Source organism: Nocardioides sp. Soil774 (assembly GCF_001428125.1).
Classification (GTDB): domain Bacteria; phylum Actinomycetota; class Actinomycetes; order Propionibacteriales; family Nocardioidaceae; genus Nocardioides.
In genome coordinates, this window is record NZ_LMSM01000001.1 from 326,279 (window position 1) to 351,033 (window position 24,755).

Annotated in this window: 21 protein-coding genes; 10 read left to right on the plus strand and 11 right to left on the minus strand. The window is 73.3% G+C overall.

The annotated features are described in order from the left end of the window. A complete protein-coding gene (locus ASG76_RS01645; RefSeq protein ID WP_056599058.1) occupies nucleotides 1-822 on the plus strand; it encodes an ABC transporter substrate-binding protein in 822 nt (273 codons plus the stop codon). Nucleotides 823-913: 91 nt separating this feature from the next. Here the strand turns inward: ASG76_RS01645 and ASG76_RS01650 are convergent, their stop codons facing one another. Both ASG76_RS01650 and ASG76_RS01655 read right to left on the minus strand, forming a co-directional pair. Further along, nucleotides 914-2,125: a calcium:proton antiporter gene (locus ASG76_RS01650; protein ID WP_056599061.1), complete on the minus strand. Its 1,212-nt coding sequence runs from the start codon at nucleotides 2,123-2,125 to the stop codon at nucleotides 914-916. Nucleotides 2,126-2,160: 35 nt separating this feature from the next. Beyond that, nucleotides 2,161-3,147: a GTP pyrophosphokinase family protein gene (locus tag ASG76_RS01655; RefSeq protein WP_056599064.1), complete on the minus strand. Its 987-nt coding sequence runs from the start codon at nucleotides 3,145-3,147 to the stop codon at nucleotides 2,161-2,163. Between the two features lie 125 nt (nucleotides 3,148-3,272). Between ASG76_RS01655 and ASG76_RS01660 the strand changes: the two genes are divergently transcribed. Next, complete coding sequence (locus tag ASG76_RS01660; RefSeq protein ID WP_157558883.1) at nucleotides 3,273-3,836, plus strand: hypothetical protein; 564 nt, start codon at nucleotides 3,273-3,275, stop codon at nucleotides 3,834-3,836. A 16-nt stretch (nucleotides 3,837-3,852) separates the two neighbouring features. Here ASG76_RS01660 and ASG76_RS01665 read toward each other — a convergent pair whose 3' ends face one another. Continuing rightward, the gene (locus ASG76_RS01665) at nucleotides 3,853-5,274 is read right to left on the minus strand and encodes a phosphodiester glycosidase family protein (RefSeq protein ID WP_157558884.1); all 1,422 of its coding nucleotides are present in this window, start codon (nucleotides 5,272-5,274) and stop codon (nucleotides 3,853-3,855) included. Nucleotides 5,275-5,354: 80 nt separating this feature from the next. On the opposite strand from ASG76_RS01665, the gene ASG76_RS01670 reads away from it, so the two are divergent. Next, nucleotides 5,355-6,566, plus strand: coding sequence for a site-specific DNA-methyltransferase (locus ASG76_RS01670; RefSeq protein WP_235529364.1), 1,212 nt, complete (start codon nucleotides 5,355-5,357; stop codon nucleotides 6,564-6,566). A 74-nt stretch (nucleotides 6,567-6,640) separates the two neighbouring features. On the opposite strand, the gene ASG76_RS01675 is transcribed toward ASG76_RS01670, so the two are convergent. Beyond that, on the minus strand, nucleotides 6,641-8,044 hold the full coding sequence (locus ASG76_RS01675) for a WS/DGAT/MGAT family O-acyltransferase (RefSeq protein ID WP_082587165.1): 1,404 nt from the start codon (nucleotides 8,042-8,044) through the stop codon (nucleotides 6,641-6,643). A gap of 112 nt (nucleotides 8,045-8,156) precedes the next feature. Further along, nucleotides 8,157-9,290 carry a glutamate--cysteine ligase gene (locus ASG76_RS01680; protein ID WP_056599074.1) on the minus strand — a complete coding sequence of 378 codons (1,134 nt, stop codon included), beginning with the start codon at nucleotides 9,288-9,290 and terminating at the stop codon, nucleotides 8,157-8,159. A gap of 88 nt (nucleotides 9,291-9,378) precedes the next feature. On the opposite strand from ASG76_RS01680, the gene ASG76_RS01685 reads away from it, so the two are divergent. Further along, a complete protein-coding gene (locus ASG76_RS01685) occupies nucleotides 9,379-10,791 on the plus strand; it encodes a threonine/serine ThrE exporter family protein (RefSeq protein ID WP_235529365.1) in 1,413 nt (470 codons plus the stop codon). On the opposite strand, the gene ASG76_RS01690 is transcribed toward ASG76_RS01685, so the two are convergent. The 3 genes from ASG76_RS01690 to ASG76_RS01700 are packed head-to-tail and all read right to left on the minus strand — an operon-like array spanning nucleotide 10,769 to nucleotide 13,526. Next, nucleotides 10,769-11,338 carry a DUF402 domain-containing protein gene (locus tag ASG76_RS01690; RefSeq protein ID WP_056599077.1) on the minus strand — a complete coding sequence of 190 codons (570 nt, stop codon included), beginning with the start codon at nucleotides 11,336-11,338 and terminating at the stop codon, nucleotides 10,769-10,771. The genes ASG76_RS01685 and ASG76_RS01690 overlap by 23 nt on opposite strands. A 41-nt stretch (nucleotides 11,339-11,379) precedes the next feature. Then, nucleotides 11,380-12,807 (minus strand): sensor histidine kinase, encoded by a 1,428-nt coding sequence (locus ASG76_RS01695; protein WP_056599080.1) that lies wholly within the window; start codon nucleotides 12,805-12,807, stop codon nucleotides 11,380-11,382. Beyond that, a complete protein-coding gene (locus tag ASG76_RS01700; protein WP_414858309.1) occupies nucleotides 12,804-13,526 on the minus strand; it encodes a response regulator transcription factor in 723 nt (240 codons plus the stop codon). Before ASG76_RS01700 ends, ASG76_RS01695 begins: the two co-directional genes overlap by 4 nt. A 142-nt stretch (nucleotides 13,527-13,668) precedes the next feature. On the opposite strand from ASG76_RS01700, the gene ASG76_RS01705 reads away from it, so the two are divergent. From ASG76_RS01705 to ASG76_RS01725, 5 genes are all read left to right on the plus strand, one after another. Beyond that, the gene (locus ASG76_RS01705; protein ID WP_056599086.1) at nucleotides 13,669-14,184 is read left to right on the plus strand and encodes a hypothetical protein; all 516 of its coding nucleotides are present in this window, start codon (nucleotides 13,669-13,671) and stop codon (nucleotides 14,182-14,184) included. Nucleotides 14,185-14,338: 154 nt separating this feature from the next. Continuing rightward, on the plus strand, nucleotides 14,339-18,136 hold the full coding sequence (gene hrpA / locus ASG76_RS01710; RefSeq protein ID WP_056599088.1) for an ATP-dependent RNA helicase HrpA: 3,798 nt from the start codon (nucleotides 14,339-14,341) through the stop codon (nucleotides 18,134-18,136). 9 nt (nucleotides 18,137-18,145) lie between these two features. Then, on the plus strand, nucleotides 18,146-18,742 hold the full coding sequence (locus tag ASG76_RS01715) for a hypothetical protein (RefSeq protein WP_056599090.1): 597 nt from the start codon (nucleotides 18,146-18,148) through the stop codon (nucleotides 18,740-18,742). A gap of 141 nt (nucleotides 18,743-18,883) precedes the next feature. Beyond that, nucleotides 18,884-19,315 (plus strand): type II toxin-antitoxin system PemK/MazF family toxin, encoded by a 432-nt coding sequence (locus ASG76_RS01720; RefSeq protein ID WP_056599093.1) that lies wholly within the window; start codon nucleotides 18,884-18,886, stop codon nucleotides 19,313-19,315. 9 nt (nucleotides 19,316-19,324) lie between these two features. Continuing rightward, a complete protein-coding gene (locus tag ASG76_RS01725; protein ID WP_157558885.1) occupies nucleotides 19,325-20,767 on the plus strand; it encodes an extracellular solute-binding protein in 1,443 nt (480 codons plus the stop codon). 10 nt (nucleotides 20,768-20,777) lie between these two features. Here the strand turns inward: ASG76_RS01725 and ASG76_RS01730 are convergent, their stop codons facing one another. Together ASG76_RS01730 and ASG76_RS01735 are read right to left on the minus strand one after the other, a co-directional pair. Continuing rightward, nucleotides 20,778-22,070 (minus strand): HRDC domain-containing protein, encoded by a 1,293-nt coding sequence (locus ASG76_RS01730; RefSeq protein WP_056599099.1) that lies wholly within the window; start codon nucleotides 22,068-22,070, stop codon nucleotides 20,778-20,780. 4 nt (nucleotides 22,071-22,074) lie between these two features. Then, entirely contained in the window at nucleotides 22,075-22,695 is a 621-nt protein-coding gene (locus ASG76_RS01735; RefSeq protein ID WP_056599102.1) for a DUF3000 domain-containing protein, read from the minus strand. Between the two features lie 72 nt (nucleotides 22,696-22,767). On the opposite strand from ASG76_RS01735, the gene hemE reads away from it, so the two are divergent. After that, a complete protein-coding gene (gene hemE / locus ASG76_RS01740) occupies nucleotides 22,768-23,814 on the plus strand; it encodes a uroporphyrinogen decarboxylase (protein ID WP_235529366.1) in 1,047 nt (348 codons plus the stop codon). Here the strand turns inward: hemE and ASG76_RS01745 are convergent. Next, nucleotides 23,775-24,755: a LysR family transcriptional regulator gene (locus ASG76_RS01745; RefSeq protein WP_056599108.1), complete on the minus strand. Its 981-nt coding sequence runs from the start codon at nucleotides 24,753-24,755 to the stop codon at nucleotides 23,775-23,777. The genes hemE and ASG76_RS01745 overlap by 40 nt on opposite strands.

A 24,755-nucleotide genomic window follows, 5' to 3' on the forward strand; every position in this document is an offset into this window, starting at 1 on the left:
ATGACCCGCTCGACCGGCCACCACGTGGCCCCCCTCGCCCGCACCGCCGGGGCCGTCCTGTCCTCCGTGGCGCTGATGGCCACGCTGGGTGCGTGCGGTGGTGCCGCCAGCGGCGAGTCCGCCGCCTCGCTCACCGAGGTCAGCCCCGTCTTCAAGGGTGTGCTGACGGTGTGCACCGACAGCCCGTACGCGCCGTTCGTCTACGAGCAGAAGGGCAAGCTCGTCGGCTTCGACGTCGACCTGGGCAAGGCGGTGGCCGACGCGCTGAAGGTCGACCTCGACGTCATCGACGTGGCCTTCGACGACATCACCTCCGGCGACTCGCTCAACAACGACGTGTGCGACGTGGCGATCTCCGCGATGACCATCACCGGCGAGCGCGCCCGCGTGCTCGACTTCTCCAGCCCCTACTTCGACGCCAAGCAGGCGCTCATCACGCCGCGCGGCTCGGGCCTGGACCAGCTGCCCGAGCTGGCCGGCAAGCGGGTCGGGGTCCAGAAGGACACCACCGGCGAGACCTACATGAGCGACTTCGCGCCCGACACCACCCAGGTGACGGCGTACGAAGACGCGGCCGGCCTCCAGGCCGCGCTGAACGCCGGCGAGCTCGACGCCGCGATGCTCGACAACACCGTGTCGGGCCAGTTCGTCGCGGAGAACCCCAAGCTCAAGCTGTCGCAGGAGTTCGACACCGGCGAGCAGTACGGCATGGCGGTGAAGAAGGACGGCAACATCCCGCTGCTGCGCAAGATCAACGGCGTGCTGGCCAAGCTCCGCCAGGACGGCACCTACGACAAGATCTACGCCAAGTACTTCGGCTGACGCACCTGGTGCACCGCTCGAGCGGTGATCCAGCCACCTTCCGCGACGACGGAACGTGGCTGGGTCACCGCTCGAGTGCGTCTGGGCCGGCTTACGGCGCGACCGTGAGGAACAGGAAGGCCGCGAGCAGCACCAGGTGGACGCCGCCCTGCAACGGCTTGGCACGGCCCGGCACCACGGTCAGGATCGAGACCGCTGCCGTGAGCAGCAGCAGCACCGTCTGGAGCTGGTCGAGCCCGAGCTCGAGGGGGCCGTCGAGCCAGATCGTGGCGACCGCGATCGCCGGGATGGTCAGACCGATGGAGGCCATCGCGGAGCCGAGCGCGAGGTTGAGGCTGACCTGCACGCGGTTGCGGGAGGCGGCTCGCACCGCGGCGATGGACTCAGGGGCGAGCACGAGGAGCGCGATGACGACGCCGACGACGGCGTGGGGGAAGCCGAGTGCCGCGACCCCGGACTCGATGGCCGGCGACTCGATCTTGGCCAGGCCCACGACGGCCACGAGGGACACCACGAGGAGCCCGAGGCTGGTCAGCGACGCGCGGTCGGTCGGCGGGTCGGCGTGGCCGTCGTCGTCGAGGTCGACGGGCTGGTGCTCGTAGCCGTCGGGAGCGGCGGCACGGTCGGCGGCGGCAGCACGGTCGGCTGCACGCTCGGTGGCCCGCTCGGACGCGGCGGCGGCGGCCTCGGCCCGGGTGGCGACCATCGGGACGTGCTGCCCGGCCTCGACCGGCAGGAAGAAGTCGCGGTGGCGGATGGTCTGGGTGAAGACGAACATGCCGTAGAGCGCCAGCGAGGCGGCCGCGGCGAAGGCGAGCTGGGCGCCGGTGAACACCGGGCCGGGCTCGGAGGTGGTGACCGACGGGACGACGAGGCAGAGCACGGCCAGGGCGATGACGGTCGCCAGCGCCGCACCGGTGCCCTCGGGGTTGAAGACCGCGAGGTGGTGCTTGAGCGCGCCGACCAGCAGCGAGATGCCCACGATGCCGTTGACGGTGATCATCACCGCGGCGAAGACGGTGTCGCGCGCCAGGCCTGCGGTGTCCTTGTCGGTGGTGACCATCAAGGTGACGATCAGGCCGACCTCGATGATCGTGACCGCCACGGCGAGCACGAGGGAGCCGTAGGGCTCGCCGACGCGGTGCGCGACGACCTCGGCGTGGTGCACCGCCGCGAGCACGGCACCCACGAGCAGCACGGCCAGCAGGGCGAGCACGATCCCCTCGGGGTGCGCGAACCACGCGGGCACCAGCGCGGCGATGGCGAGGAGGGGAGTGACAGTCGTCCAGGAAGGGCGGCTCATGTCCCAACCCTAGGGGCCGCGCCTGAGGCGCACCCTCAGCTCTCGGGCGTGGTCAGCTTCTCCAGCCGCGCCCGCAGCAGCGGGACCCGGTGGCTGTTGCCGGCGAGGGCGACGTACTGCTCGCCGAAGATGGCGAGCAGCGCGTCGTCGAGGCGGCGTACGGCCCCGGCGGGGTAGCGGTAGCCCATGCGGCGGATCACCGCGTCGGCGTCCACGGACGTGAGCAGGTCGGCGAGGTCGTCGATGGTGTCGATGCCGAGCTCGGCGAGCAGGCCGGCGATCCAGTCGTAGTGGTCTGTGTGCGACCACCCGGCGTCGCTGTAGTGGCCGGCGAGGAAGGTGGCGAGGTCCTGGCCGACGATGCGGTCGGCCTGCAGCTCGGTGGTGCTGCCCGGCGCGGCGGCCTGGATCCGCTCGCGGATGGTCGCGAACTCCCGGTCGGCGAGCTCGATCAGCCCGGCGGCGAGGGTGAAGCGCCGGTCGAGGTCGGCGGCGGCGTCCTCGGGGACGTTGCCCTTGTAGCGGATGTCGTGCTCGAACTCGGCCCACGCGTGCTGCAGCACGGTGCGCACCTGCACGCTGGCGCGGTGGCCCTCGAGGACCGGCAGCTCCGCGCCCGGCCGGGTCTCGACCAGCAGGTGGCGGCTGGCGTAGCCGAAGCGCCCCGAGCGCGCCGTCTCCTCGCCGAGGTCGCGGTCGTCGAGCAGGACCAGCTCGTCGTCGAGCACCTCCGCGACCGCCGCGACGTCGCTGTGGACGTAGGTGATGACCCGTACGCCGACCTGGTCGGTGATCTGCCGCAGCGGGTCGGGGTAGAGCGGCACGCCGCCCTCGGTGCGGTTGGCCTTGGCGGCGAACGACGCGACGCTCTTGGTGCGCCCGGTGACGCTGAGGTAGTCGATGCCGGCGTCGTCGAGCACGACCTGGATGAGCGCGACGTAGGCCTGGGTGGCGGCGACGAGCTGCGGCTGGCGGGCGGCATAGGCGCGTACGGCCTCGCGCACCGGCTCCTGCTCGCTCATGCGGCCTCGACCCAGGTGTCCATGCGCCCACCCTGCCAGTCGCGAGGCCACCGCGCGACGCCGCGTCCGGCGCGCCGCGCCGCCGGACGCGGGAGCCGTCCGGCGATGGCTATCGTCGAACCATCATGACTACGTCGACCCGCCGCCCCGTGACCGCCCTCGTCCTCGCCCTCGGCCTGTCGACCGCGCTGGCGGCCTGCGGTGACGAGGAGAGCCGGGCGACCGACCCCGTGCCGTCGACCAGCTCGTCGAGCCCGTCGGAGACCCCGTCCGAGACTCCGTCGGAGACTCCGTCCGAGACCACCCCGGCCCCGACCGGGCAGCAGCTGTCGATCCCGGCCACCGGCTCCGCCGGGGTGACCGAGGCGACGGTCGTGAGCGCCACCGAGGGTGGCGGCTCGGTGTCGACGATGGCCTTCGCGCTCGACAGCAAGCGGGCCGTCAAGGACTTCACCGGCGACCTCGAGGCGGGGCTGGCCGACAGCGTCCGGGCCGTGGTCGTCGACACCGCCGAGCCCGGGACGACGACCTACGGCACGGTCCCCGTGATCGGTTGCGAGCCGCCGCGCAGCGTGGCGGTCGAGGCCGGCGAGGCCGGCTTCGAGGTCGTGCCGCAGGTGCCGAAGAGCACCGTGCAGTGCCTGGCTCCAGTGACGTACGTCGTGGTGTTCGCAGCGCCCGACGCCTGAGGCGCCGGGCCGCCGGTCACGGCGTCGGCGTGACCGTCGGCGTCGGCGTCGGCGTGGGGGTCGGGGTCGGCGTGGGGGTCGGGGTCGGCGTGGGGGTGGGCGGCAGGATCGGCACCACCGGCGGCAGCACCCCGTGGTAGACCACCCCGAACGAGTTGGCGACCTGGCGCTCGCCGCCGTCGGACGGCTCGTTGACGACCCCCATCGCACCCGAGGCGGTGCGGGTGTACATCGCAGAGGAGCCGCCGCCGTCGAGGTTGATGGCGTTCTCCGCGCCGAGCGCGGTCATGATGTCGGCGAGCTCGACCATCGTGTAGCCGCGGCTGACCGCGGAGCGGCCGTCGACGACGAGGATGAGCAGCTTGCGACCGTCGGCGTCGATCCCCACCGCCGTACGCGGGTGGGCGATGGTGTTGTTGACGACGGCGCGGGCGCCGTTGACGAGCAGCGGCCGGTCGCCGCTGATCGCGACGGTGGGGCGACCGCCCTCGATGCGCTGCGACAGCGTGATCTTCTTGCCGCGCTTGAGCGTCTTGAGCTTGGCGGCGGCGCTGCCCACGCCGATCAGCACGCGCTCCTTCTTGTGGATCTTGCGGCCGTCGGAGAGCTTGGGGCGGTTGGAGATGACGCGGTTGTTGCGGAGCACGACCTCGCGGGCCCGCTTCTTGCCGCCGGTGACCTGGTAGCCCTCGGTGCGGTGCCACTCGGAGGTGTAGACGCCGATCTGGCCGACCGGGACGCGGTAGTGGTTGAGGCCGCTGACGGTCCAAGCCCGACGCTGGCGGATCGTGTACTGCAGGCTCAGCGGGCTGACGTGGGGCCCGGCGGTGTCGAACCACAGCGTCGAGTTCACGCCGGGGATCCAGCCGTCGCGCGAGCCGCCGAGGACGCCCTGGTCGCGGTTGACCGTCACGCCGAGCGGCGAGTCGGTGTTGCCGATGTCGAAGAAGTCGCCGTTGACGGCCGCGAGGGCACCGTTCCAGGCGCCGAACTGGCTGACCTTCTTGCGGCTGGTGACGTAGGTGGGGGAGAGCTCCTCGAAGGTGAGGTCGGGCGCGTCGAGGCTGACCGTCACCAGGTTCATCCGCACCTGGCCCACGGGCTGGCGGCCGTCGACCTGGTCCCACTCACGCAGCACGACGCCGGGCGCGATCTCGTAGCTCACGTCGTTCTTGACCTGGGCGGCGCGGCCGCGCAGGTTCGGCGGCGGGCCGACCAGCGTGCCCGGCTTGCCGTCGGAGGTCTGGTTGCGGCCGCGGTAGCCGCTCGTCGCGCCCCAGGTGCCCGCCTGCCGGCCGGCGGTGTCGCCGCTGCCCCCGTCGTCGGCCACCGAGGGGCCGACACCCAGACCGGCGACGAGCACGGCCGTGGTGGCGATCGTCAGGGCGCGAGTGCGGGTCGGCTGGGAGGGCACGGGACGGCGCGTGGAGGAAGGCACGCGCTCCAGAGTAAAGGACGTCGTGGGGCTGGTGGGAAAATTGGGACAGACGGCCCGGCGTGCCGCCTAGGCTGCGGGTCGTGCCCGTCGAGCCCGAGACCGTCGTGTGGAACACGCTGCACGCCGCCGACAACCTCGACGTGCTGCCGCTGCTCGCACCGGGCTCGGTCGACGTCGTCTACACCGACCCGCCCTACAACACCGGCAACGACTTCGCCTACGCCGACCGCTTCCGCGACGGCTCCCACGCCGACCCCCACGCCGGGCGGCACGCCGCCTGGACCGCGATGATGCGACCGCGGCTCGAGGCGGTGCGCGAGGTGCTCGCGCCGCACGGCGCGGTCTTCGTGAGCATCGACGACAACGAGGCGGCCCACCTGCGGCTGCTGATGGACGAGGTCTTCGGCGAGGCCAACTTCATGGCGCAGATCGTGGTCAACCTCAACCCCAAGGGCCGCCAGCTCGGTCGCGGGTTCGCCACCAGCCACGAGTACGTCCTGGCGTACGCCCGTCACCTCCCGTCGTGCCTCGTCGACGGCAGCACCACCGACTCGGTCGACGAGGCCGACTTCCCGCTCAGCACCCCCGACGGGCGTCGCTTCCGCTACCTGCCGCTGCGCAACACCAACAAGAAGTTCAACCCCGTCACCGCGCCCACGCTGCACTTCCCGCTGCACGGCGACCCGGAGACCGGACGCGTGGCCACCACGGAGTTCCCCGGCAGCCGGCCACTCACGCCCGTCTTCGGCGACGGCCGCCCGGCCGTGTGGCGGTGGTCGCGGCCCCGCGTCGACGAGCGTCCCGACGACCTCGAGTGCCGGGTGATCCGCGGTCGGACCGGCGAGCGCGCCGACATCTTCCAGCGCGACTGGCTGCACCGCGAGGGCGGGCGCCGCAAGAAGCTGCGCACCATCTGGCTGGCCGAGGAGATCGGCTCGACCGACTCCGCGGTCGCCGAGCTCAAGGCGCTCGTCGGGCACGTCTTCGAGTCGCCCAAGCCCACCGGGCTCGTACGCCGCATCCTCGCCACGCTGCCCGACGACGTCCTCGTGCTCGACCCGTTCGCCGGCAGCGGCACGACTGGCCACGCCGTCGCGCTCGCCAACCTCGCCGACGGCGGCACGCGGCGCTGCATCAGCATCAACTCCACTGAACCGACCCGGGTGGGCTCCAACGCCCACCTCGCCGGCCTCGCCACGGTCGCCGACATCACCCGCGCCCGGCTCGCCGCCGTCGCCGAGCGGCTGGGCGGGGGGCTCGAGGTCGTCGCGGAGTCCCCGGATATCCGGTGACTTTCGGGGTTGTCACACCAGATCTCGGGTGACAACCGTGAGACTCCCCGGATATCCGGGGACTTCCGGCGAGGTCAGACCCCGGCGGCGCGCTCGAGGGCCTCGAGCTCGTCGTCGAGGTACTGCAGGAGGACCTGGAGGCGCGGGACCGTACGCCGGCAGCCGGTGAGGCCGAAGCACATCTTGCCGTCGTACGACGTGCAGGTGATGTTGAGCGCCATGCCGTTGATCGGGATGGAGAGCGGGTAGGTGCCGACCAGCCGGGCGCCGTTCCAGTAGTGGGTGGTGCGCGGGCCGGGGACGTTGCTGACGATGAGGTTGTAGGGCGGGCGCACGATGCCCTGCATCCGGAGGATCGGGCCGAGGATCGCCGGCGCCTGGCCGAGCGCGCTCATCGCGAGGATCTGCGCCGGGGTCATCGCCGAGAGGCTCTGCTTGCCGTCGAGCATCGAGCGGTGGATCGCGGCGAGCCGGTCGGCCGGATCGGGCAGGTGGGTGCCGAGCTGCACCATCACCGAGCCGACGGCGTTGCCGCCGTCGCCGGAGGCGAGCTGCGACTGCTTGGCGTTGAGGCCCACCGGGACCATCGAGACGAGCGTGGTCTCGGGCAGGGCGTCGAGCTCGGCGAGGTAGGTGCGCATCGCCCCGCTGACCATGGCGAGCACGACGTCATTGATCGTCGTGCCGGTCGCCTTGCCCACTGCACGGAGGCGCTCGACGGGCCAGTCCTGCGCGGCGAAGCGCCGCGAGCCGGTGATGCTCTGGTTGAGGATGGTGCGCGGGGCATAGAGCGAGAGCGCGGACGTCTCGTTGCGCACGCTCTTGTTGAGGGTGCGGATCAGCGCGGCCGGCATCCCGGCGGCCTCGGACGCGATCGCGAGCGCCGTGCGGACGGTGGCGGCGGAGACGTCGGCGAGCGAGGCCCCACCGTCGTCGGTCGGCTCGGCGCGCGGGGGGCGCGGCCGCATCGCCCACGGCGCGGGCATGTCGCGCTCGTCGGGGTCGGTGGACAGCACGCTGGCCAGCAGGCGCATCGCCGAGACGCCGTCGACGAGCGCGTGGTGGGTCTTGGTGTACATCGCGACGCGGCCGTCGCGCAGGCCCTCGATGACGTGGGCCTCCCACAGGGGGCGCTCCCACGCCAGACGGGTGCTGTGCAGGCGCGAGCACAGCTCGAGCAGCTCGCGGATGCGCCCGGGCCTGGGCAGCGCGCTGTGGCGCACGTGGTGCTCGATGTCGAAGGCCTCGTCGGGCTGCCACACCAGCTGGCCCGCCGTACGCGCGGAACGGTGCGGGTGCTTGAGGAAGAGCGGGGCGATCTGGTCGACGTCGCGCATCTGCTCGTACATCTCGCGGACGTAGCCGCGCCCGGCGCCCTCGGGCTTCTCGAAGAGCTGCAGGCCGCCGACGTGCATCGGCATGTTGCGGTTCTCGGCGAGCAGGAAGCCGGTCGCAGTCGGGTCGATCGGGTCCACCACTGGGTTCTCCTCCGCGTCCGCCTCGTCCCCCGGGGCGAGGGCGTCCGGGCATCCTCTCGTCCCGGTGACGACAGCCACAAGGGCCTACGTCACGCCGCGGACCGCGCGCCGCTCAGGCCTGCAGCGAGTGGGTGAGCTCGGCGACGAGGGCGTCGACGACGGCGACCAGGTCACCGCCCGACTCGTGCGCGACGGCGCGCTGGCGCTGGTAGGACGCGCCGCGCGTCGGGATGTCGGCGACGCTGCGCAGCTCGGCCTCGCAGCCGAGCCGGCGCGCGACGGGCGTGAGCCGCTCGAGCAGGTCGTCGAGGTCGTCGGTGACCAGCCGCTCACGGTTGCTGTCGTCGAGGATGATGATCGCGTCGAGGCCGTAGCGCGCGGCGCGCCACTTGTTCTCCTGCACCTGCCACGGCGGCAGCGTCGGCAGCTGCTCGCCCGCGGCCAGGCGGGTGTCGAGGTCGACGACGAGGCAGTGGACGAGCGCGGTCAGCGCAGCCAGCTCGCCGAGGTCGGACATGCTGTCGCAGACGCGGTGCTCGAGGGTGCCGATGTGCGGCGCGGGGCGCACGTCCCAGCGCACGTCGGCCATCGAGTCGATGATCCCGGTCGTCGTCTGGTCGGCGATGCACTTCTCGAACTCGGCCCACGTGTCGAAGGTGAAGGGCAGCCCGGCGGTCGGCAGCTGCTGGAACATCAGCGCCCGGTTGGAGGCGTAGCCGGTGTCCTGCCCGGCCCACACCGGCGAGCTCGCGGACAGCGCGAGCAGGTGGGGGTACGTCGTCAGCATCGAGGCCAGGACCGGCATGACCCGGTCGCGCTCGGGCATCCCGACGTGCACGTGGACGCCCCAGATGAGCATCTGGCGGCCCCACCACTGGGTGCGGTTGATCAGCTCGGCGTAGCGGTGGCCCTCGGTGAGCTGCTGGTGCGACCAGTCGGCGAACGGGTGCGAGCCCGCGCCGAGGAGGTCGACGCCGAGCTCGTGGGCGGCCGGCAGCACCACGGCGAGGGTGTCGCGCAGGTCGGCCGCGGCCTCGCCGGCGGTGTCGCAGATGCCGGTGACGACCTCGACGGTGTTGCGCAGCAGCTCCTTGTGCAGCCGCTCGGGCCGCTCGAGCCGGCCGCCGGCCAGCTCGTGCACCTCGGAGGCGGTGCTGGACAGGTCGCGACTGACCCGGTCGATGAGGGCGAGCTCCCACTCGACACCCAGCGTGGGCCGCGGCGACGAGTGGAAGTCGATGCGCATGCGACCACTCTAGGGAGCGGCCCGCGCGCCAGCCTCACCCCTGCGACCCCTGTGCCGTGGGTCCCGGCACCGGTGCGAGCATGGCCGCGTGGACCAGCGTGACGGGCAGGCGTACGACGACGAGGCCGAGGCGGAGGCCCGGGCGGAGGCGGCCGCGGAGCGGACCCGCGAGGTCCACCTGACGATGGACCTGTGCCTGCGCATCGGCGAGATGCTGCTCTCCTCGGGCGCCGGCGCGGCCGACGTCACCGCCACCATGCGCTCGGTCGCCGACCACCTCGGGCTGCGCCAGGCCGAGATCGACGTGACCTTCACGGCCCTGTCGATGAGCCACCAGCGCTCGGCCGACGACGTACCGATGCTGATGCTGCGCCACGTGCAGCAGCGCGACATCGACTACGAGGACCTCACCGCCGTCGACCACCTCGTGCGCGACGTGCTCACCGACCGCGCCGACCTCTACCTCGCGCGCACCCGGATGGCGACCATCGTCTCCCTCGGCCACGCCTTCCCCCGCTGGGCGGTGACGGTCGCGTGGGCCGTGATGGCCGCGGCCGTCGGCGTCTTCCTGGGCGGAGGGCCGGTGGTCTCCGCGGTGGCCGCGGTGGCGGCGGTGCTGATCGACCGCGTGCAGATGGCGCTGGCCCGGCGCCGGCTGCCGTTCTTCTACCTCCAGGTCGCGGGCGGAGCGATCGCCACCCTGCTCGCGGCCGCGGTGGCCGCCAGCCCGGTCGAGGTCGACCCGTCGCTCGTCGTGACCGCCAACATCATCATGCTGCTCGCCGGCATCGGGCTGATGGGTGCCGTGCAGGACGCGCTCACCGGCTTCTACCTCACCGCCAGCGCCCGCCTCATCGAGGCGATGATGGCGACGGCGGGCATCATCGCCGGGGTCGGCCTGGGCATCTCGGTCGCCGACGGGCTGGGCCTCGAGCTCGGCCAGCTGGTGCCCGGCCAGCTCGGCTACTCCGCGCTGCCCACCGTCATCGCGGGGGCGGCGCTCTCGGCGGCCGCCTTCAGCGTCGCGTCGTACGCCCCGCGCCGCGCCGTCGTGCCGGTCGCCGCGATCACGGCCGTCGCCGCGCTGGTCTCGCAGCTGGTCACCGTGGGCGGCTTCGGCCGGGCCGCGGCGGCGGGTGCGGCCGCCTTCTTCATCGGCCTCGTGGCCTACGCCGTGGCCGGGCGGGTGCGGGTGCCGCCGCTGGTGGTGGCGGTCCCGGCGATCGTGCCGTTCCTGCCGGGCCTGTCGATCTATCGCGGCCTGACCTTCCTGGCCGACGGGGGCTACTTCGTGTCCCAGGGGATCTTGGCGCTGATGACCGCGATCTCGACCGCGATCGCGCTGGCCTCCGGGGTGATCCTGGGGGAGTACGTCGCCCAGCCGCTCAAGCGCGAGGCCCGCAGGCTGGAGGGCCGGCTCGCCGGGCCGCGGCTGGTGGGACCGTTCCGGGCGTTGACGCGCGCGGAGCGGCGGGCGCTCAGGAAGCAGACAGACGGCTGAGCTCGGCGAGCCAGCGCGCGTGCGCACCGTCGTACGGCGCCGCGCCGGCGCGCACCGCGGCGAGCACCTCGTCGCAGCTGGCCCGCGCGGTCTCGACGACGTCGGCGGGGTAGCGGTAGGCCACCTGGTGCTCGGCGAACTCGTCCTCGTCGTCGACGAAGACCTCGCCGGGGCCGGCGGGCGCGACCTCCCACGGCGCCGACGCGGCAGGCGGGAGCTCGTCGGGGAGCCGGATCACGTCGAGGTCGAGGTCGACCGCGCGGAGCACGTGCCCGTCCCAGGTGGCGGGCGTGGTGACGTCGACGTAGAGGTCGCACCAGATGCCGGGCGCCTGGAACGTCGGCAGGTGCCACCTGCCGGGCTGGACGAGGGTGACGCAGTCGACCGCGGAGTGGAACTCGTGCCCCGGGCGGTGGTTGTGCGTCCCTCGCGGGTAGCCGAGCCACTCGCCGTGCTCGTCCTCGCCGAGGTAGAGCCCGACGGACTGCCAGTGCGGGCGGTCGCCCCACTTCGTCATCTCGCAGCGGATCAGGGTCCCGGGCTCCATGCCCGACAACCTAGGCGACGAAGTGCCCTCTCACGTGCAGCTCAGCGGGGGAGGGTGACGGTGACCGTGGTGTCGCCCGGCGCGCTGGCCAGGTCGACCCGGCCGCCGTGCGCGGCCACGATCGCCTCGACGAGCGAGAGCCCGAGACCGGCGCCGCCGGCGCGGGTGCGGGCGGTGTCGCCGCGCACGAAGCGCTCGAAGGCGCGCGGGGCGAGGTCGGGCGGGAAGCCGGGGCCGTCGTCGTGGACGCTGAAGCCCACCGGTGTCCCGGTGACGGTGACGGTGCTCCCGGCGGGGGTGTACTTCCGGGCGTTGGTGAGCAGGTTGGTGAGCACCTGGTGCAGCCGCGCGGCGTCGCCGGTCACGGTCAGCGGGGCGTCGGGCAGCGAGAGCCGCCACTGGTGGTCGGCACCGGTGACGCGGGCGTCGTTGACGGCCTCGAGCAGGAGGCGCGACAGGTCGACCGGCTCGCGCTCGAGCGGCCGGCCCGCGTCGAGGCGGGCCAGCAGGAGCAGGTCCTCGACGAGCGCGGTCATCCGCGCCGACTCGGTCTCCACCTTGTCCAGCGCGGTGCCGGTCGTCTCGGGCCGGCGACGGGCGAGCTCGGTGTAGCCGGCGATGGTGGCCAGCGGCGTGCGCAGCTCGTGCGAGGCGTCGGCGACGAACTGGCGCACCTGCTGCTCGCTGCGGTGGCGCTGCTCGAGGGAGCCCTCGACGTGGTCGAGCATGGTGTTGAGCGCCGAGCCGACCTGCCCGATCTCGGTGCGCTCGTCGGTGAGCCGCGCCGGCACCCGCTCGCTGATGTCGATGGCGCCCGAGGCGAGCGGCAGCTCGGCGACGTGGTGGGCCGTGGCCGCGACGTCGCGCAGCGGCGCGAGCTGGCGGCGTACGACCCAGGTGCCCGCACCCGCGGCGGCGAGCACGCCGAGCAGCGTGGCGAGCAGCTCGAGGCGGATGAGGTCCTCGAGGGTCCGGTCGAGCTCGTCGGTGGGGAGCGCGGCGAGGTCGTAGCCCCCGCGCGTGCTGGGCTGGGACAGCACCCGGTAGCTGCCGAGGTCGGCGAGCGTGACGGTGCGCGGCTCGGCCTCGCCGGCCACGTCGATCAGCGGGCGCACCTGGGCGGCGTCGAGGCTGCGCGGGCCGACGTCACCCTCGTCGCCGGCGACCACGCCTGCGTAGCCGGTGCCGTCGGCGGCCACGTGCCCGAGCACCGCGCCGTAGCCCTGGCCGAGGAAGGGACGGTCGTCGCCGTCGTCGTCGAAGTGCTCCGGCGGCAGCTCGCCGCGACGCGGGCCGCCGAAGCCGCGCCCGATGCTGGCCCGCAGCTCGTCGTCGAGCTGCTGGGTCAGCTGCGAGCGCATCGCGAGCGTGGTGGCCGTGCCGATGAGCAGCCCCGCGAGCGCGACCAGGAGCACCGAGACGGCGACGAGCCGAGCGGTCAGGGTGCGCGGGAGCCGGAGAGTGGTCATCCGGCCGGCTTCAGGACGTAGCCCGCGCCGCGCATCGTGTGGATCATCGGCTCGCGGCCGGCGTCGACCTTCTTGCGGAGGTAGGAGATGTAGAGCTCGACGACGTTGGCCTGCCCGCCGAAGTCGTACTGCCAGACGCGGTCGAGGATCTGCGCCTTGCTCAGCACGCGGCGCGGGTTGCGCATCAGGAAGCGCAGCAGCTCGAACTCGGTGGCGGTCAGGGCGATCTCGTCGCCGCCGCGGTGCACCTCGTGGCTGTCCTCGTCGAGGGTCAGGTCGCCGACGACGAGCACGTTGCCGGCGTCGGCCTGCGCCGCGGTGCCGCCGCGCCGGATCAGCCCGCGCAGCCGCGCCACGACCTCCTCGAGCGAGAAGGGCTTGGTGACGTAGTCGTCGCCGCCCGCGGTCAGCCCGGCGATGCGGTCCTCGACCGCGTCCCTGGCGGTGAGGAACAGCACCGGCACGTCGCTGCCGTCGGCGCGCATGCGGCGCAGCACCTCGAGGCCGTCGAAGTCGGGCAGCATGATGTCGAGCACGACCGCGTCGGGGCGGAAGTCGCGGGCGGTGGCGACGGCGTCGGTCCCGGTGTGCGCCACCTGGAGGTCCCAGCCCTCGTAGCGCAGCGCCATGGCCAGCAGCTCGGCGATGTTGACCTCGTCGTCGACGACGAGCACGCGCACGGGGGAGCCGTCGGGGCGGGTGAGCTGCATGGGAGGCATCCTGCCCCGGATTGCTGTGTGGTGGCTGTGCGGATCCTGTCCGCTGCTCCTCAGCCAGGCCCGGCACGGCGCCCCCACGAGTCTGGGCGAGCTCAGGGGTCGCGCACAGGTCGCTCACAGGCCGGGGTCGGAGGCTCGGGCCATGAGCGACGACAAGCCCCGTGACCTCCCCAACGACCACCCCCACGACCACCCCCACGACCACCCTGCCGACCAGACCCAGCCGGTGCGACCCGGCGCCGCACTGCCGCCCGCGCCGGGCGCCGCCCCCGACCCGGCACCTGCAGCGGCGGCATCGGCGTACGAGCCGGGTGTGGCGCATCAGGCTGCGCGCCGTGGCTTCTGCGACCGGTTCCGCTCGCTGCGCAGCACCGACGGGAGCCGTACGTTCGGGCTGGCCGCGCTGGTCGCCTCTGCGCTCGCGGGGGTGATCGTGGGCGGCCTCGGGGGCGCCGTGGTGCACGCGGTCACCGACGGCCACGACCGGGGCGGGTGGATGGAGCAGCGCGGACCGGGCGGGCGGTTCGAGGGGGACCGCGACGGCGACCGGGGTCCCGGGCCGATGTTCGGCGGTCCCGGCGGCCCCGGCGGCCCCGGCGGCCCCGGGCAGGTCCAGCCGACGACGCCGCCGGACGACGACGACAGTTCCGAGGGCTGAGGGGCTCGGTCCGGGGCCCCGGCGGCCGGGTTGTCGGGCCCTCCCTGACGTTGTCAGGCGTTGCAAGGGCCGACAACGTCAGGGATCCCCGGCCGACCGGGGATCCCGCGTTCCGGGACCGCAGGTGCGAAAGCGGTTGTGGCAGTGGGCGAGAATGTCGATCGTTGTGAAGATCACCTACCCGCCGGAGCTCCCGGTCTCCGCGCGCCGCGACGACATCGCCGCGGCCATCCGCGACCACCAGGTCGTGATCGTCGCCGGCGAGACCGGGTCGGGCAAGACCACCCAGCTGCCGAAGATCTGCCTCGAGCTGGGCCGCGGGCAGGGCGCGGCCGACGGCGGCAAGCTGATCGGCCACACCCAGCCCCGGCGGATCGCGGCCCGCTCGGTGGCCGAGCGCATCGCCGAGGAGCTGGACACCGAGCTCGGCGACGTCGTGGGCTACCAGGTGCGCTTCACCGACCGCACCAGCCGCGCGAGCCGGGTCAAGCTGATGACCGACGGCATCCTGCTCGCCGAGCTGCAGCGCGACCGCGACCTGCGCAAGTACGACACGATCATCATCGACGAGGCCCACGAGCGCAGCCTCAACATCGACTTCCTGCTCGGCTACCTGAGGCGGCTCCTGCCGCGCCGCCCCGACCTCAAGGTGATCATCACCAGCGCCACGATCGACGTCGACCGCTTCGCCGCCCACTTCCAGGCGCCCGTCGTCGAGGTGTCGGGGCGCACGTATCCCGTCGAGGTCCGCTACCGCCCGCTCCTCGAGCTGCCGGAGGACGACGAGGAGGGCGAGCCGGTCCAGCGCGACCAGACCGAGGCGATCGTCGACGCGGTGCGCGAGCTGTCGGCCGAGGGGCCGGGCGACGTGCTGGTCTTCCTGCCCGGCGAGCGCGAGATCCGCGACACCGCCGACGCCTTCGAGGCGCTGAAGAGTGACCGCCTCGAGATCGTCCCGCTCTACTCGCGCCTCAGCGCCGCCGACCAGCACAAGGTCTTCTCCTCGCACTCCTCGCTGGTGCGCCGCGTCGTGCTGGCCACCAACGTCGCCGAGACGTCGCTGACCGTGCCCGGCATCAGGTACGTCGTCGACACCGGCGTCGCGCGCATCAGCCGCTACTCGGTGCGCACCAAGGTGCAGCGCCTGCCCATCGAGCCGATCAGCCAGGCCTCCGCCAACCAGCGCTCCGGGCGCTGCGGGCGCGTGTCGGAGGGCATCGCGATCCGGCTCTACTCGCAAGAAGACTTCGAGGGCCGCCCGGAGTTCACCGACCCCGAGATCCTGCGCACCAACCTCGCCAGCGTCATCCTGCAGATGGCCTCGCTGCGCCTCGGCGACATCGCCCGCTTCCCCTTCGTCGAGCCGCCCGACCGGCGCAACGTCAAGGCCGGCACCGACCTGCTCGAGGAGCTCGGCGCGCTCGCGGCGGCGAACGACCGGCCCGGCGTACGCCTCACCGCCGTCGGCAAGCGGCTGGCCCGCCTGCCGATCGACCCGCGCCTGGGCCGGATGATCCTCGAGGCCGAGCGCCTGGGCTGCGTGCGCGACGTGCTCGTCATCGCCGCGGCCCTCTCGATCCAGGACCCGCGCGAGCGCCCCGAGGAGCAGCGCGCGCAGGCCGACCAGCTGCACGCCCGCTTCACCCACGAGACCAGCGACTTCCTCACCTGGCTCAACCTGTGGCGCCACCTCAAGCAGCAGCAGAAGGAGCTGTCGTCGAGCGCGTTCCGCCGCATGTGCAAGCGCGAGCACCTCAACTACCTCCGCATCCGCGAGTGGCAGGACTACGAGTCCCAGCTGCGCCAGGTCGCCAAGGAGATGAAGCTGGAGGTCGGGCACCCCTCCGACACCCCCGACGAGGACGGCATCCACCAGGCGCTGCTGTCCGGCCTGCTGAGCCACATCGGCGCGCTCGAGGAGCGCGAGAAGCCCAGGGCGGGGGAGCGACGCCCGATGCGGGAGTACGTCGGCGCCCGCAACGCGCGCTTCGCGATCTTCCCCGGCAGCGTGCTCAAGCGTCGCAACCCGGCCTTCCTGATGAGCGCCGAGCTCGTCGAGACCTCGCGTCTGTGGGCCCGCCAGAACGCCGCGATCGACCCCGAGTGGGCCGAGCGGCTGGGCGCCCACCTGGTCAAGCGCACCTACTCCGAGCCGCACTGGTCGCGCAAGCGCGCCGCGGTCATGGCCCGCGAGCGGGTCACGCTCTACGGCGTGCCGCTGGTGGCCGACCGGCTCGTGCAGTACGGCAGGATCGACGCGCCCCTGGCTCGCGAGCTGTTCATCCGCCACGCGCTCGTGCAGCGCGAGTGGGACTCCCGCCACAGGTTCCTCGCCGAGAACACCCGCCTGCTCGAGGAGGCCGAGGAGCTCGAGCACCGGGCCCGGCGCCGCGACATCGTGGTCGACGAGGAGACGCTCTTCGAGTTCTACGACCGGCGCGTGGGTGCCGACGTCGTCAGCGGGCAGCACTTCGACCAGTGGTGGAAGCGGGCGCGGCAGAAGAAGCCCGACCTGCTCACCTTCGACCCGGCGATGCTCACCCACGACACCGCGGGGGAGGTGCGGGCCAACGACTTCCCGACCCAGTGGCACGACAGCGACGAGGCCGGGCTCACCTTCCCGATCAGCTATCACTTCGAGCCCGGCGCGGCCGACGACGGCCTCACCATCGACGTACCGGTCGCGACCCTCAACCGCATCGAGGCCGACGACTTCTCCTGGCTGGTCCCGGGCCTGCGCGAGGAGCTCGTCACCGAGCTGATCCGCTCCCTGCCCAAGAACCTGCGGGTCGCGATGGTGCCGGCGCCCAACACCGCACGCGAGTTCCTCGCCGCGACCCCGCCCGGAGCCGAGCCGCTGCTCGACGCGCTCGAGCGCTTCGCGCGCAGCACCCGCAGCCTGGTCATCGACCGCGACGCGTGGGACTGGTCGAAGGTCCCCGCCCACCTGCGCCCGACCTACCGCGTCGTCACCGAGGAGGGCGCGGTCGCCGGTCACGGCAAGGACCTCGACGCCCTCAAGGAGCCGCTGCGGCCCACCTTCGAGCAGGCGATGGCCGACGTCGCCGCCGACTCGGGCGTGACCGCGACGGGGCAGACGACGTGGACCTTCGGCGCCATCGAGGAGTCGTTCGTCCAGCGCCGCGCCGGCCACGAGGTGCGCGGCTTCCCGGCGCTCGTCGACGAGGGCGCCACGGTGGGCCTGCGCGTGCTCGCCACCGCGGACGAGGCCGCGGCCCAGCACCGGCTCGGCGTACGCCGCCTGGTGCTGCTCGCGCTCGGGCCCGCGCGGTCGGCCGACGACGTGCTCGCGACCGCCGGCCTCGACCAGCGGGCCAAGCTCGCGCTCGTCGGCTCGCCCTACGCCTCGGTGGGCGAGCTGCTCGACGACCTGCGCGCAGGCATCGTCGGCGAGGTCGTCGACGCGCGACCGGCCGTCCGTGACGAGGCGGCGTACGACGCAGTGGTCACGGCGGCCCGCCGGGCCGTCGCCGAGCGGACGCCCAGCGCGGTGCACGAGGTGATGCGCGTGCTGGAGGCGTGGCGCGCGTGCGACAAGGCGATCTCCGGCCGCGCCGACCTCGTCACGTTGCCGGCCCTCACCGACATGCGCGCGCAGGTCGGCAGGCTCATGGCGCCGGGCTTCATCGGGGAGGCGGGAGTCGCGCGGCTGCGCGACTACCCGCGCTACCTCGCCGCCGTCGCGCACCGCCGCGAGCGTCTCGACGGACAGGTCGCCCGCGACCGCCAGCTCATGGACCAGCTCGCCGGCCTGCAGGAGGCGTGGCTGCACGCGGTGGCCGCGCTGCCCGACGGCCAGCCCCAGCCGGCGCACCTGCGCGAGGCCAGGTGGCTGCTCGAGGAGTACCGCGTCTCGCTCTTCGCCCAGCAGCTCGGCACCGCGACCAAGGTCAGCGACCAGCGCATCCGCAAGGTCATGGGCACGACCTAGGCTGGGTCGGTGAGCGATCGCACCCACCACCGTCCGATGACCCCCGGCGACGGGTTCTTCGCCGAGATCGCGGGTGGCACCGACCCGGCGATGCTGCGCGAGGCCGGCGACCTGGCCGCGACCGTGCTGGTCCGCGGGGCGCGGGAGTCCGAGGACCCCGCGCTGGCCGAGCGCGTCGTGCACCTCGCCGAGAGCGAGGGCCTCGAGACGCTCGCCGAGGTCTGGTCGGGCGCGCCCGCCGACACCCTCGCCGGCAGCCTGTGGCGGCTGTTCCTGCTGCGCTCGTGGGTGCACGCCGACCCCGAGCGAGTCGCGCGCGAGTACGACGCCGGCCAGCGCCGCGTCGACGTGGCGCGCGTGGTCGCTGGAGTCGCCGACCCGCCAGGCCCCGACGAGCTGCGCCGGATGGTCGACGAGGTGCTGCGCGGGATCGCGCGGGGCGACTTCGCGGTCACCCTGTTCCGCGCCGCGGCCTTCGCCCGGATCGTCGCCGCCGGGCGCGCGGCGCTCGGCCGGTCGTCGCACGACGAGATCACCCGGATGCTCGCGCTGTCGGAGCAGCTGGAGGCGGCCGGTCTGGGGGAAATGCGCGACGCGCTGGGATGAGCCGTTAAAATGGGCCCTGCGAGTGCGTCGGGCTGTGGCAGCCCCGGGTCCCAAAATAAGCCGCTACGAGCGGCCACGCGCCGTGAGGCGCTCCCGGTCCGGCGCACTCGCACATCTCTCCGGGGCCTCTAGGCTCGGGAGATGACGTTGCGCCGCCGGATCGCCGGTCTGTTCTCGGGCTCCACCGCCGGTGAGGTCTCCTCGACCTATGCCCCGGAGGTCGACGGCGAGCCCGACCCGGGCGAGGTCGTGTGGGCCTGGGTGCCCTACGAGGACGACCCGAGCCAGGGCAAGGACCGGCCCGTGCTGGTGCTCGACACCGAGGACGAGGGCTGGACCGGGCTGATGCTGAGCAGCCAGGACCACGACCGAGACGCCGCCGACGAGGCCCGCCACGGACGCCACTGGATGGACGTCGGCTCCGGTGGCTGGGACCCGCAGGGCCGGCCGAGCGAGGTGCGCCTCGACCGGCTGCTCCACCTGCGGCGCGACGGCGTACGCCGTGAGGGTGCGGCGCTGGACCCCCGGATCTTCGAGGAGGTCGTCGCCGCGGTGCGCGGGCTCTCCCGTTAGGGTTTCGGCGTGTCCGGACCCCGTGCTGCCCGCTCCGCCCCCCGCGCGAACCCTCGCGCGACGCTGCGACGCAGCGCTCTCGTCGGCTGCGCGCTGACGATCGGCATGGGGCTCGCGGCGTGCACCGTCGACGGCGAGCCGGAGCCCGGCCCGACCTCGTCGCCGACCCAGGGCCAGACCGGCGGCGCCTCCGACAAGCCGCGCCGGATCACCTTCGGCGCCTACGGCAGCGAGGAGGAGGTCGCGGCCTTCCAGCGCGTCGTCGACTCCTTCAACGCCTCCTCGACGACCCGCCAGGTCACCTTGAAGTCGTGGCCCGACCACGAGTCGGCGCTCGAGGACGTGCTCGCGGGCAACGCGCCCGACGCCTTCCTCACCTCGCGCATCGACCTGGGCCAGCTGGTCGGCGCCGACGCGCTCCAGCCGGTCAGCCTGCTGCTCGACGAGCGCGGCGTCGACTTCGGTGACCGCTTCTCGCGCGACGCCGTCGACGCCTTCGCGATGGACGACGAGCTGCAGTGCATGGCGTACTCGGTGTCGCCGATGGTCGTCTACTACAACACCGACATCGTCGACTTCGACAAGATGGAGCGGCGCGGGCTCGACGTGCCGACGGCCAACGACGAGGGCGTGCGCGAGCGGTGGACGCTCGCCCAGTTCGAGGCGGCGGCGCGGTTCGCGTCGCGGCGCGGCGACCCACGAGGTGTGTGGATCGACCCGACGCTGCAGGGCCTCGCGCCCTTCATCTACTCCGGCGGCGGCCAGGTCTTCGACGACGACCGCGACCCCACGTCGCTGGCCTTCTCCGACGACTCCACCCGCGAGGCGCTCAACCAGACGCTGGCGATCCTGCGCGACCCGACCCTGACGCCGACCAACGCCCAGCTCGCGCGGGCCACGCCCCTGCAGCTCTTCAAGCGCGGCGAGCTGGCGATGATCGCCGGGTTCCGCAACCTCGTCCCCGAGCTGCGCGCCACCGAGGGCCTGGACTTCGACGTGCTCCCGATGCCGGTCATCGAGGACCGTGCCACCGTGGGCGACATCAACGGCCTCTGCATCTCCGCCGACTCCGACTACTCCGGTGACGCAGCGGACTTCATCGCCTACGCCGTCTCCGACGCGGCGATCGCGACCGTCTCCTCCACCGGCTACATCGTGCCGGCCAACACGGAGGTCGCCGCCTCCGACGACTTCCTCGCACCCGGGGAGGAGCCGGCCAACGCGGCGGCGTTCAGCCAGGGCATCCGCTACATGGTCGTGCCGCCGTTCATCGACCAGCGCGTGGAGCTCAACGACGCGGTCACCCCGCTCCTCGAGCGCCTCGTCACCGCGCCGGGCGTGCTGGACCTCGAGCAGGTCACCGACGAGATCGACCAGGTCTCGCGCACGATCCTCTCGCCGGAGGAGACCGAGTCGCCCTCGGAGTCGCCGAGCGAGAGTCCCTCGGAGTAGGGCTCTTCCCCTACCCCGCGTCGGCCGCCAGGATCGCGCCGACGAGCGCGCCGGTGACGAGCTCGGCCTGCCACTGCCGCGCGCCGTAGGACGCGAGCTGGGCGCGTACGGCGTCGGCGAGCTCGGCCGGCTCCCGGGTCTCCGGCGGCGCCCACATCAGGCGGCGGAGGTAGTCGGGGGTGAGGAGGTTCTCCACCGGCAGGTGGTGGACCTCGGCGAGGTTGAGCATCGACTCGCGGGCGGCCTTGAAGCGCCGGTCGGCCACCGGGTCGCGCTCGGCCCAGGTGCGCGGGTGCGGGGGGCCGTCGCCGCGGGGGGCGCGGGAGGGCAGCTCGTCCTCGGACATCTCGCGCACCCGCTGGAGCGCCTCGACCCAGGCGGCGGAGTAGCGGCTGGCGCCGCGGCCGTGGAAGCCCTGCGTCGCGAGCAGGGCGCGGCGGTCGGAGGGCATCGTGGTGGCGGCGACGACGATGGCCGAGTCGGGCAGGATCCGGCCCGGGGTCACGTCGCGCTCGGCGGCGATCGCGTCGCGCGCCTCCCACAGCGCCTTCGCGGCGCCCAGGGACCGGCGTCCGCGTAACCGGTGCACGCCCGACGTACGTCGCCAGGCGTCGACGCGGACGGCGGGCTCGAAGCCCAGCAGGTGCTCGAACTCCTGGCGGGCCCACTCGGCCTTGCCGGCCTTCTCGAGCTCGGTGGCCATGTGCTCGCGCAGCTCGAGGAGCACCTCGACGTCGAGGGCGGCGTAGTCGAGCCAGGCCTCGGGGAGCGGCCGGGTGGACCAGTCGGCCGCGGAGTGCTCCTTGCGCATGCGCTGGCCCAGCACGGTCTCGACGAGGGTGGCGAGACCGACGCGCGGGTAGCCGAGCAGGCGGCCGGCGAGCTCGGTGTCGAAGAGGCTGGTCGGGGTGAGGCCGATCTCGCGCAGGCAGGGGAGGTCCTGCGTGGCGGCGTGCAGGATCCACTCCGAGCCGACCAGGGCGTCCTGCAACGGGGCGAGCGTGGTCAGCGGGATCGGGTCGATCAGCCAGGTGCCGGCGCCCTCGCGACGCAGCTGGATGAGGTAGGCGCGGTTGGAGTAGCGGTAGCCCGACGCCCGTTCGGCGTCGATGGCCACCGGACCGGTCGCGGCGGCCAGCGCGGCGCACGCCTCGAGGAGCCCGGCGTCGGTGTCGACGATCTCGGGCAGGCCGTCGCGCAGCTCGAGCAGCGGCGCCGGGGGAGCCTCGGGCTCCGCCACGGGCTCCTTCACGGGCTCTGCCGGCTCGGCGGGGACCTGTTCGGTCTCGGGGGTGTCGGTCATCAGGTCAGGGGCCGCGCTGTCCGCGTCGGCTCGGGATGGCGATGACGCCCTCGGGCACCGGGGGCAGCCCCACGGCGGTGCACATCAGCTCGCCCCACGCCTCGACGTGGGGGGTCATGTCGAGGCCGTCGGCGTCGTCGACGTCGGGGGTCCACGAGGCGCGGATCTCGACCTGGGCGGTGCCCTCCTCGTCGGCCATGCCGCCGAAGCTCTCGGTGGTCACGCACGTCACGGTGCCGGACGCGGCGTGGAAGGCGGCGCCGTGGGCCTCGAGCGCCTCGGTGAGCCACGACCAGCCGACGGCGGCCAGCATCGGGTCGGCGCCGAGCTCGGGGTCGATGTCGGCGCGGGCGTAGGCCACGCAGCGGTAGGTGCCGTCCCACGCGTCGTTGCCGGCCGGGTCGTGCAGCAGGATCAGCCGGCCGGTGCCGAGGTCGTCGTCGTCGACGGTGACGTCGGCGCTGAGCGCGGACGACCACGGCGCGATGCGCTGCGGCGCCGGCATCTCCTCGCAGAAGACCTCCGGGCGCAGCGAGGCCCGACGCATCGTCTCCACGGCCGCGCGGAACTCCGCGGGTCCAGCCGCGGCAGCACTGCCCGGGTGGGTCTCGTGACGGGCCACCATGGGGCCAGAGTAGGCCAGTGCCGGCATCCGGCGATGTGCCGCCACGCCGCCTGACCTGCGAAGATTCGGGGCGTGACCGACGCCTCCGCCGCCCCGCACCCCGGACTGTCCCGGAGCCCGTTCCTCCGGGCCGCCCGCGGCGAGCAGCCGTCGCACACGCCGGTGTGGTTCATGCGGCAGGCCGGGCGCTCCCTCCCGGAGTACCTCGAGGTGCGCGAGGGCATCGGCATGCTCGAGTCCTGCATGGACGCCGACCTCGTCACCGAGATCACCCTCCAGCCCGTACGCCGCTACGGCGTGGACGCTGCGATCTTCTTCTCCGACATCGTGCTGCCGCTGAAGGCCGTCGGCGTCGACCTCGACATCTTGCCCGGTGTCGGGCCGGTCGTGGCCTCCCCGGTGCGCACCCTCGCCGACGTCGAGGCGATCCCCGACCTCACCGCCGAGCACGTGCCCTACATCAGCCGGGCGGTGCGCCAGCTGGTCACCGAGCTCGGCGCGACCCCGCTCATCGGCTTCGCCGGGGCGCCGTTCACGGTCGCCTCCTACCTCGTCGAGGGCGGTCCCTCCAAGGAGCACGCGAAGACCAAGGCGATGATGTTCGGCGCCCCCGACGTGTGGGACGCGCTGATGCGCAAGATCGCCGGCATCGCCGCGACGTACCTCCGCATCCAGGTCGAGGCCGGCGCCTCCGCCGTCCAGCTCTTCGACTCCTGGGCCGGCGCGCTCACCCCGGCCGACTACCGCGCGTCCGTCATGCCCCACTCCCAGCGGGTGCTCGCCGCGGCCGGCGAGCTCGGCGTGCCGCGGATCCACTTCGGGGTCGGCACCACCAACCTGCTCGGCCTGATGGGCGAGGCCGGCGCCGACGTGGTCGGCGTCGACTGGCGTACGCCGCTGGAGCTGGCGATCCCGCTCGTGGGCGACCGCGCGGTGCAGGGCAACCTCGACCCCACGCTGGTCTTCGCCCCCACCGAGGTGATGACCGCCCGTGCGGCCGAGGTCATCGAGGCCGGTCGCGCCGCCAGGGGCCACATCTTCAACCTCGGTCACGGGGTCATCCCCTCGACCGACCCCGGTCAGCTGAAGGCGCTCACGGAGTTCGTGCAGGCGTACTGACCAGCGCCCAGCGCGGTGACCACAGGCTCTGCTGAGGCGAGGTAGGACCGTGCCTGGCGCACCAGCGCGGTCTGCAGGTCGCGCAGCGGCTCGGGCACGCGCTCGGCGTGGCGGCGCACCATCAGCAGCGTGACCGTCGTCAGCCCCTGGCCGGTCAGGATCGGCCGGGTGGTGAGCACCCCGGCGCGCACCAGCGGGTCGGCGGCGATGGAGAAGTCGGGCAGGATCGAGATCCCCAGCCCGGCCGCCACCATGGCCTTGCCCATCTCGGCGCCGTCGGTGGCGTACGTCGTCGGCGGCAGCGCGCCGCCGAAGACCCGGTGGGCGTAGCGGTGCATCACGAATCCCGGGCGCATCAGCACGTGGGGCTCCGCGCGGAGGTCGTCGACGCTGAGCCGCACCTTGGCCGCCAGCGGGTGGTCGGCACGCAGGCAGGCGACCGGCGTGCCCTCGATGAGCCGGTCGGCGACCAGCGTGGACGGCACCTCGTCGCCCGGGAGCACGTTGACCAGCCCCAGGTCGAGCGAGCCCTCGCCGAGCCCCTGCTGGATGTCGGCCTGCCGACCCGTGACGACCTCGACGCCGCCGGACCCGTGCCGGGCGTGCAGGTCGCGCAGCGCCGGGGCCAGCAGGCTGGAGGAGGCGGTGCTGACCGTGCCGATGCGCAGGACGCGACGGCGTACGGACTGCTGGCCCGCCGCGCGGCGCAGCCGGTCGACGGCCTCGAGCACCTCGGTCATGTTCTGCAGCAGGTCGAGCCCCTGCCGGCTGATGCGCGATCCCGTGCGGCGCCGGTCGAGCAGGGTCGCGCCGAGCTCCTTCTCGAGCTTGGTCACCGCCTCGCTCAGGGCGGGTTGCGAGATGTGCATGGCCTCGCTCGCCCGTCGCAGCGAGCCGTGCTCGGTCACCGCCGCGAGGTACTCCAGCTGTTCGATCCGCAC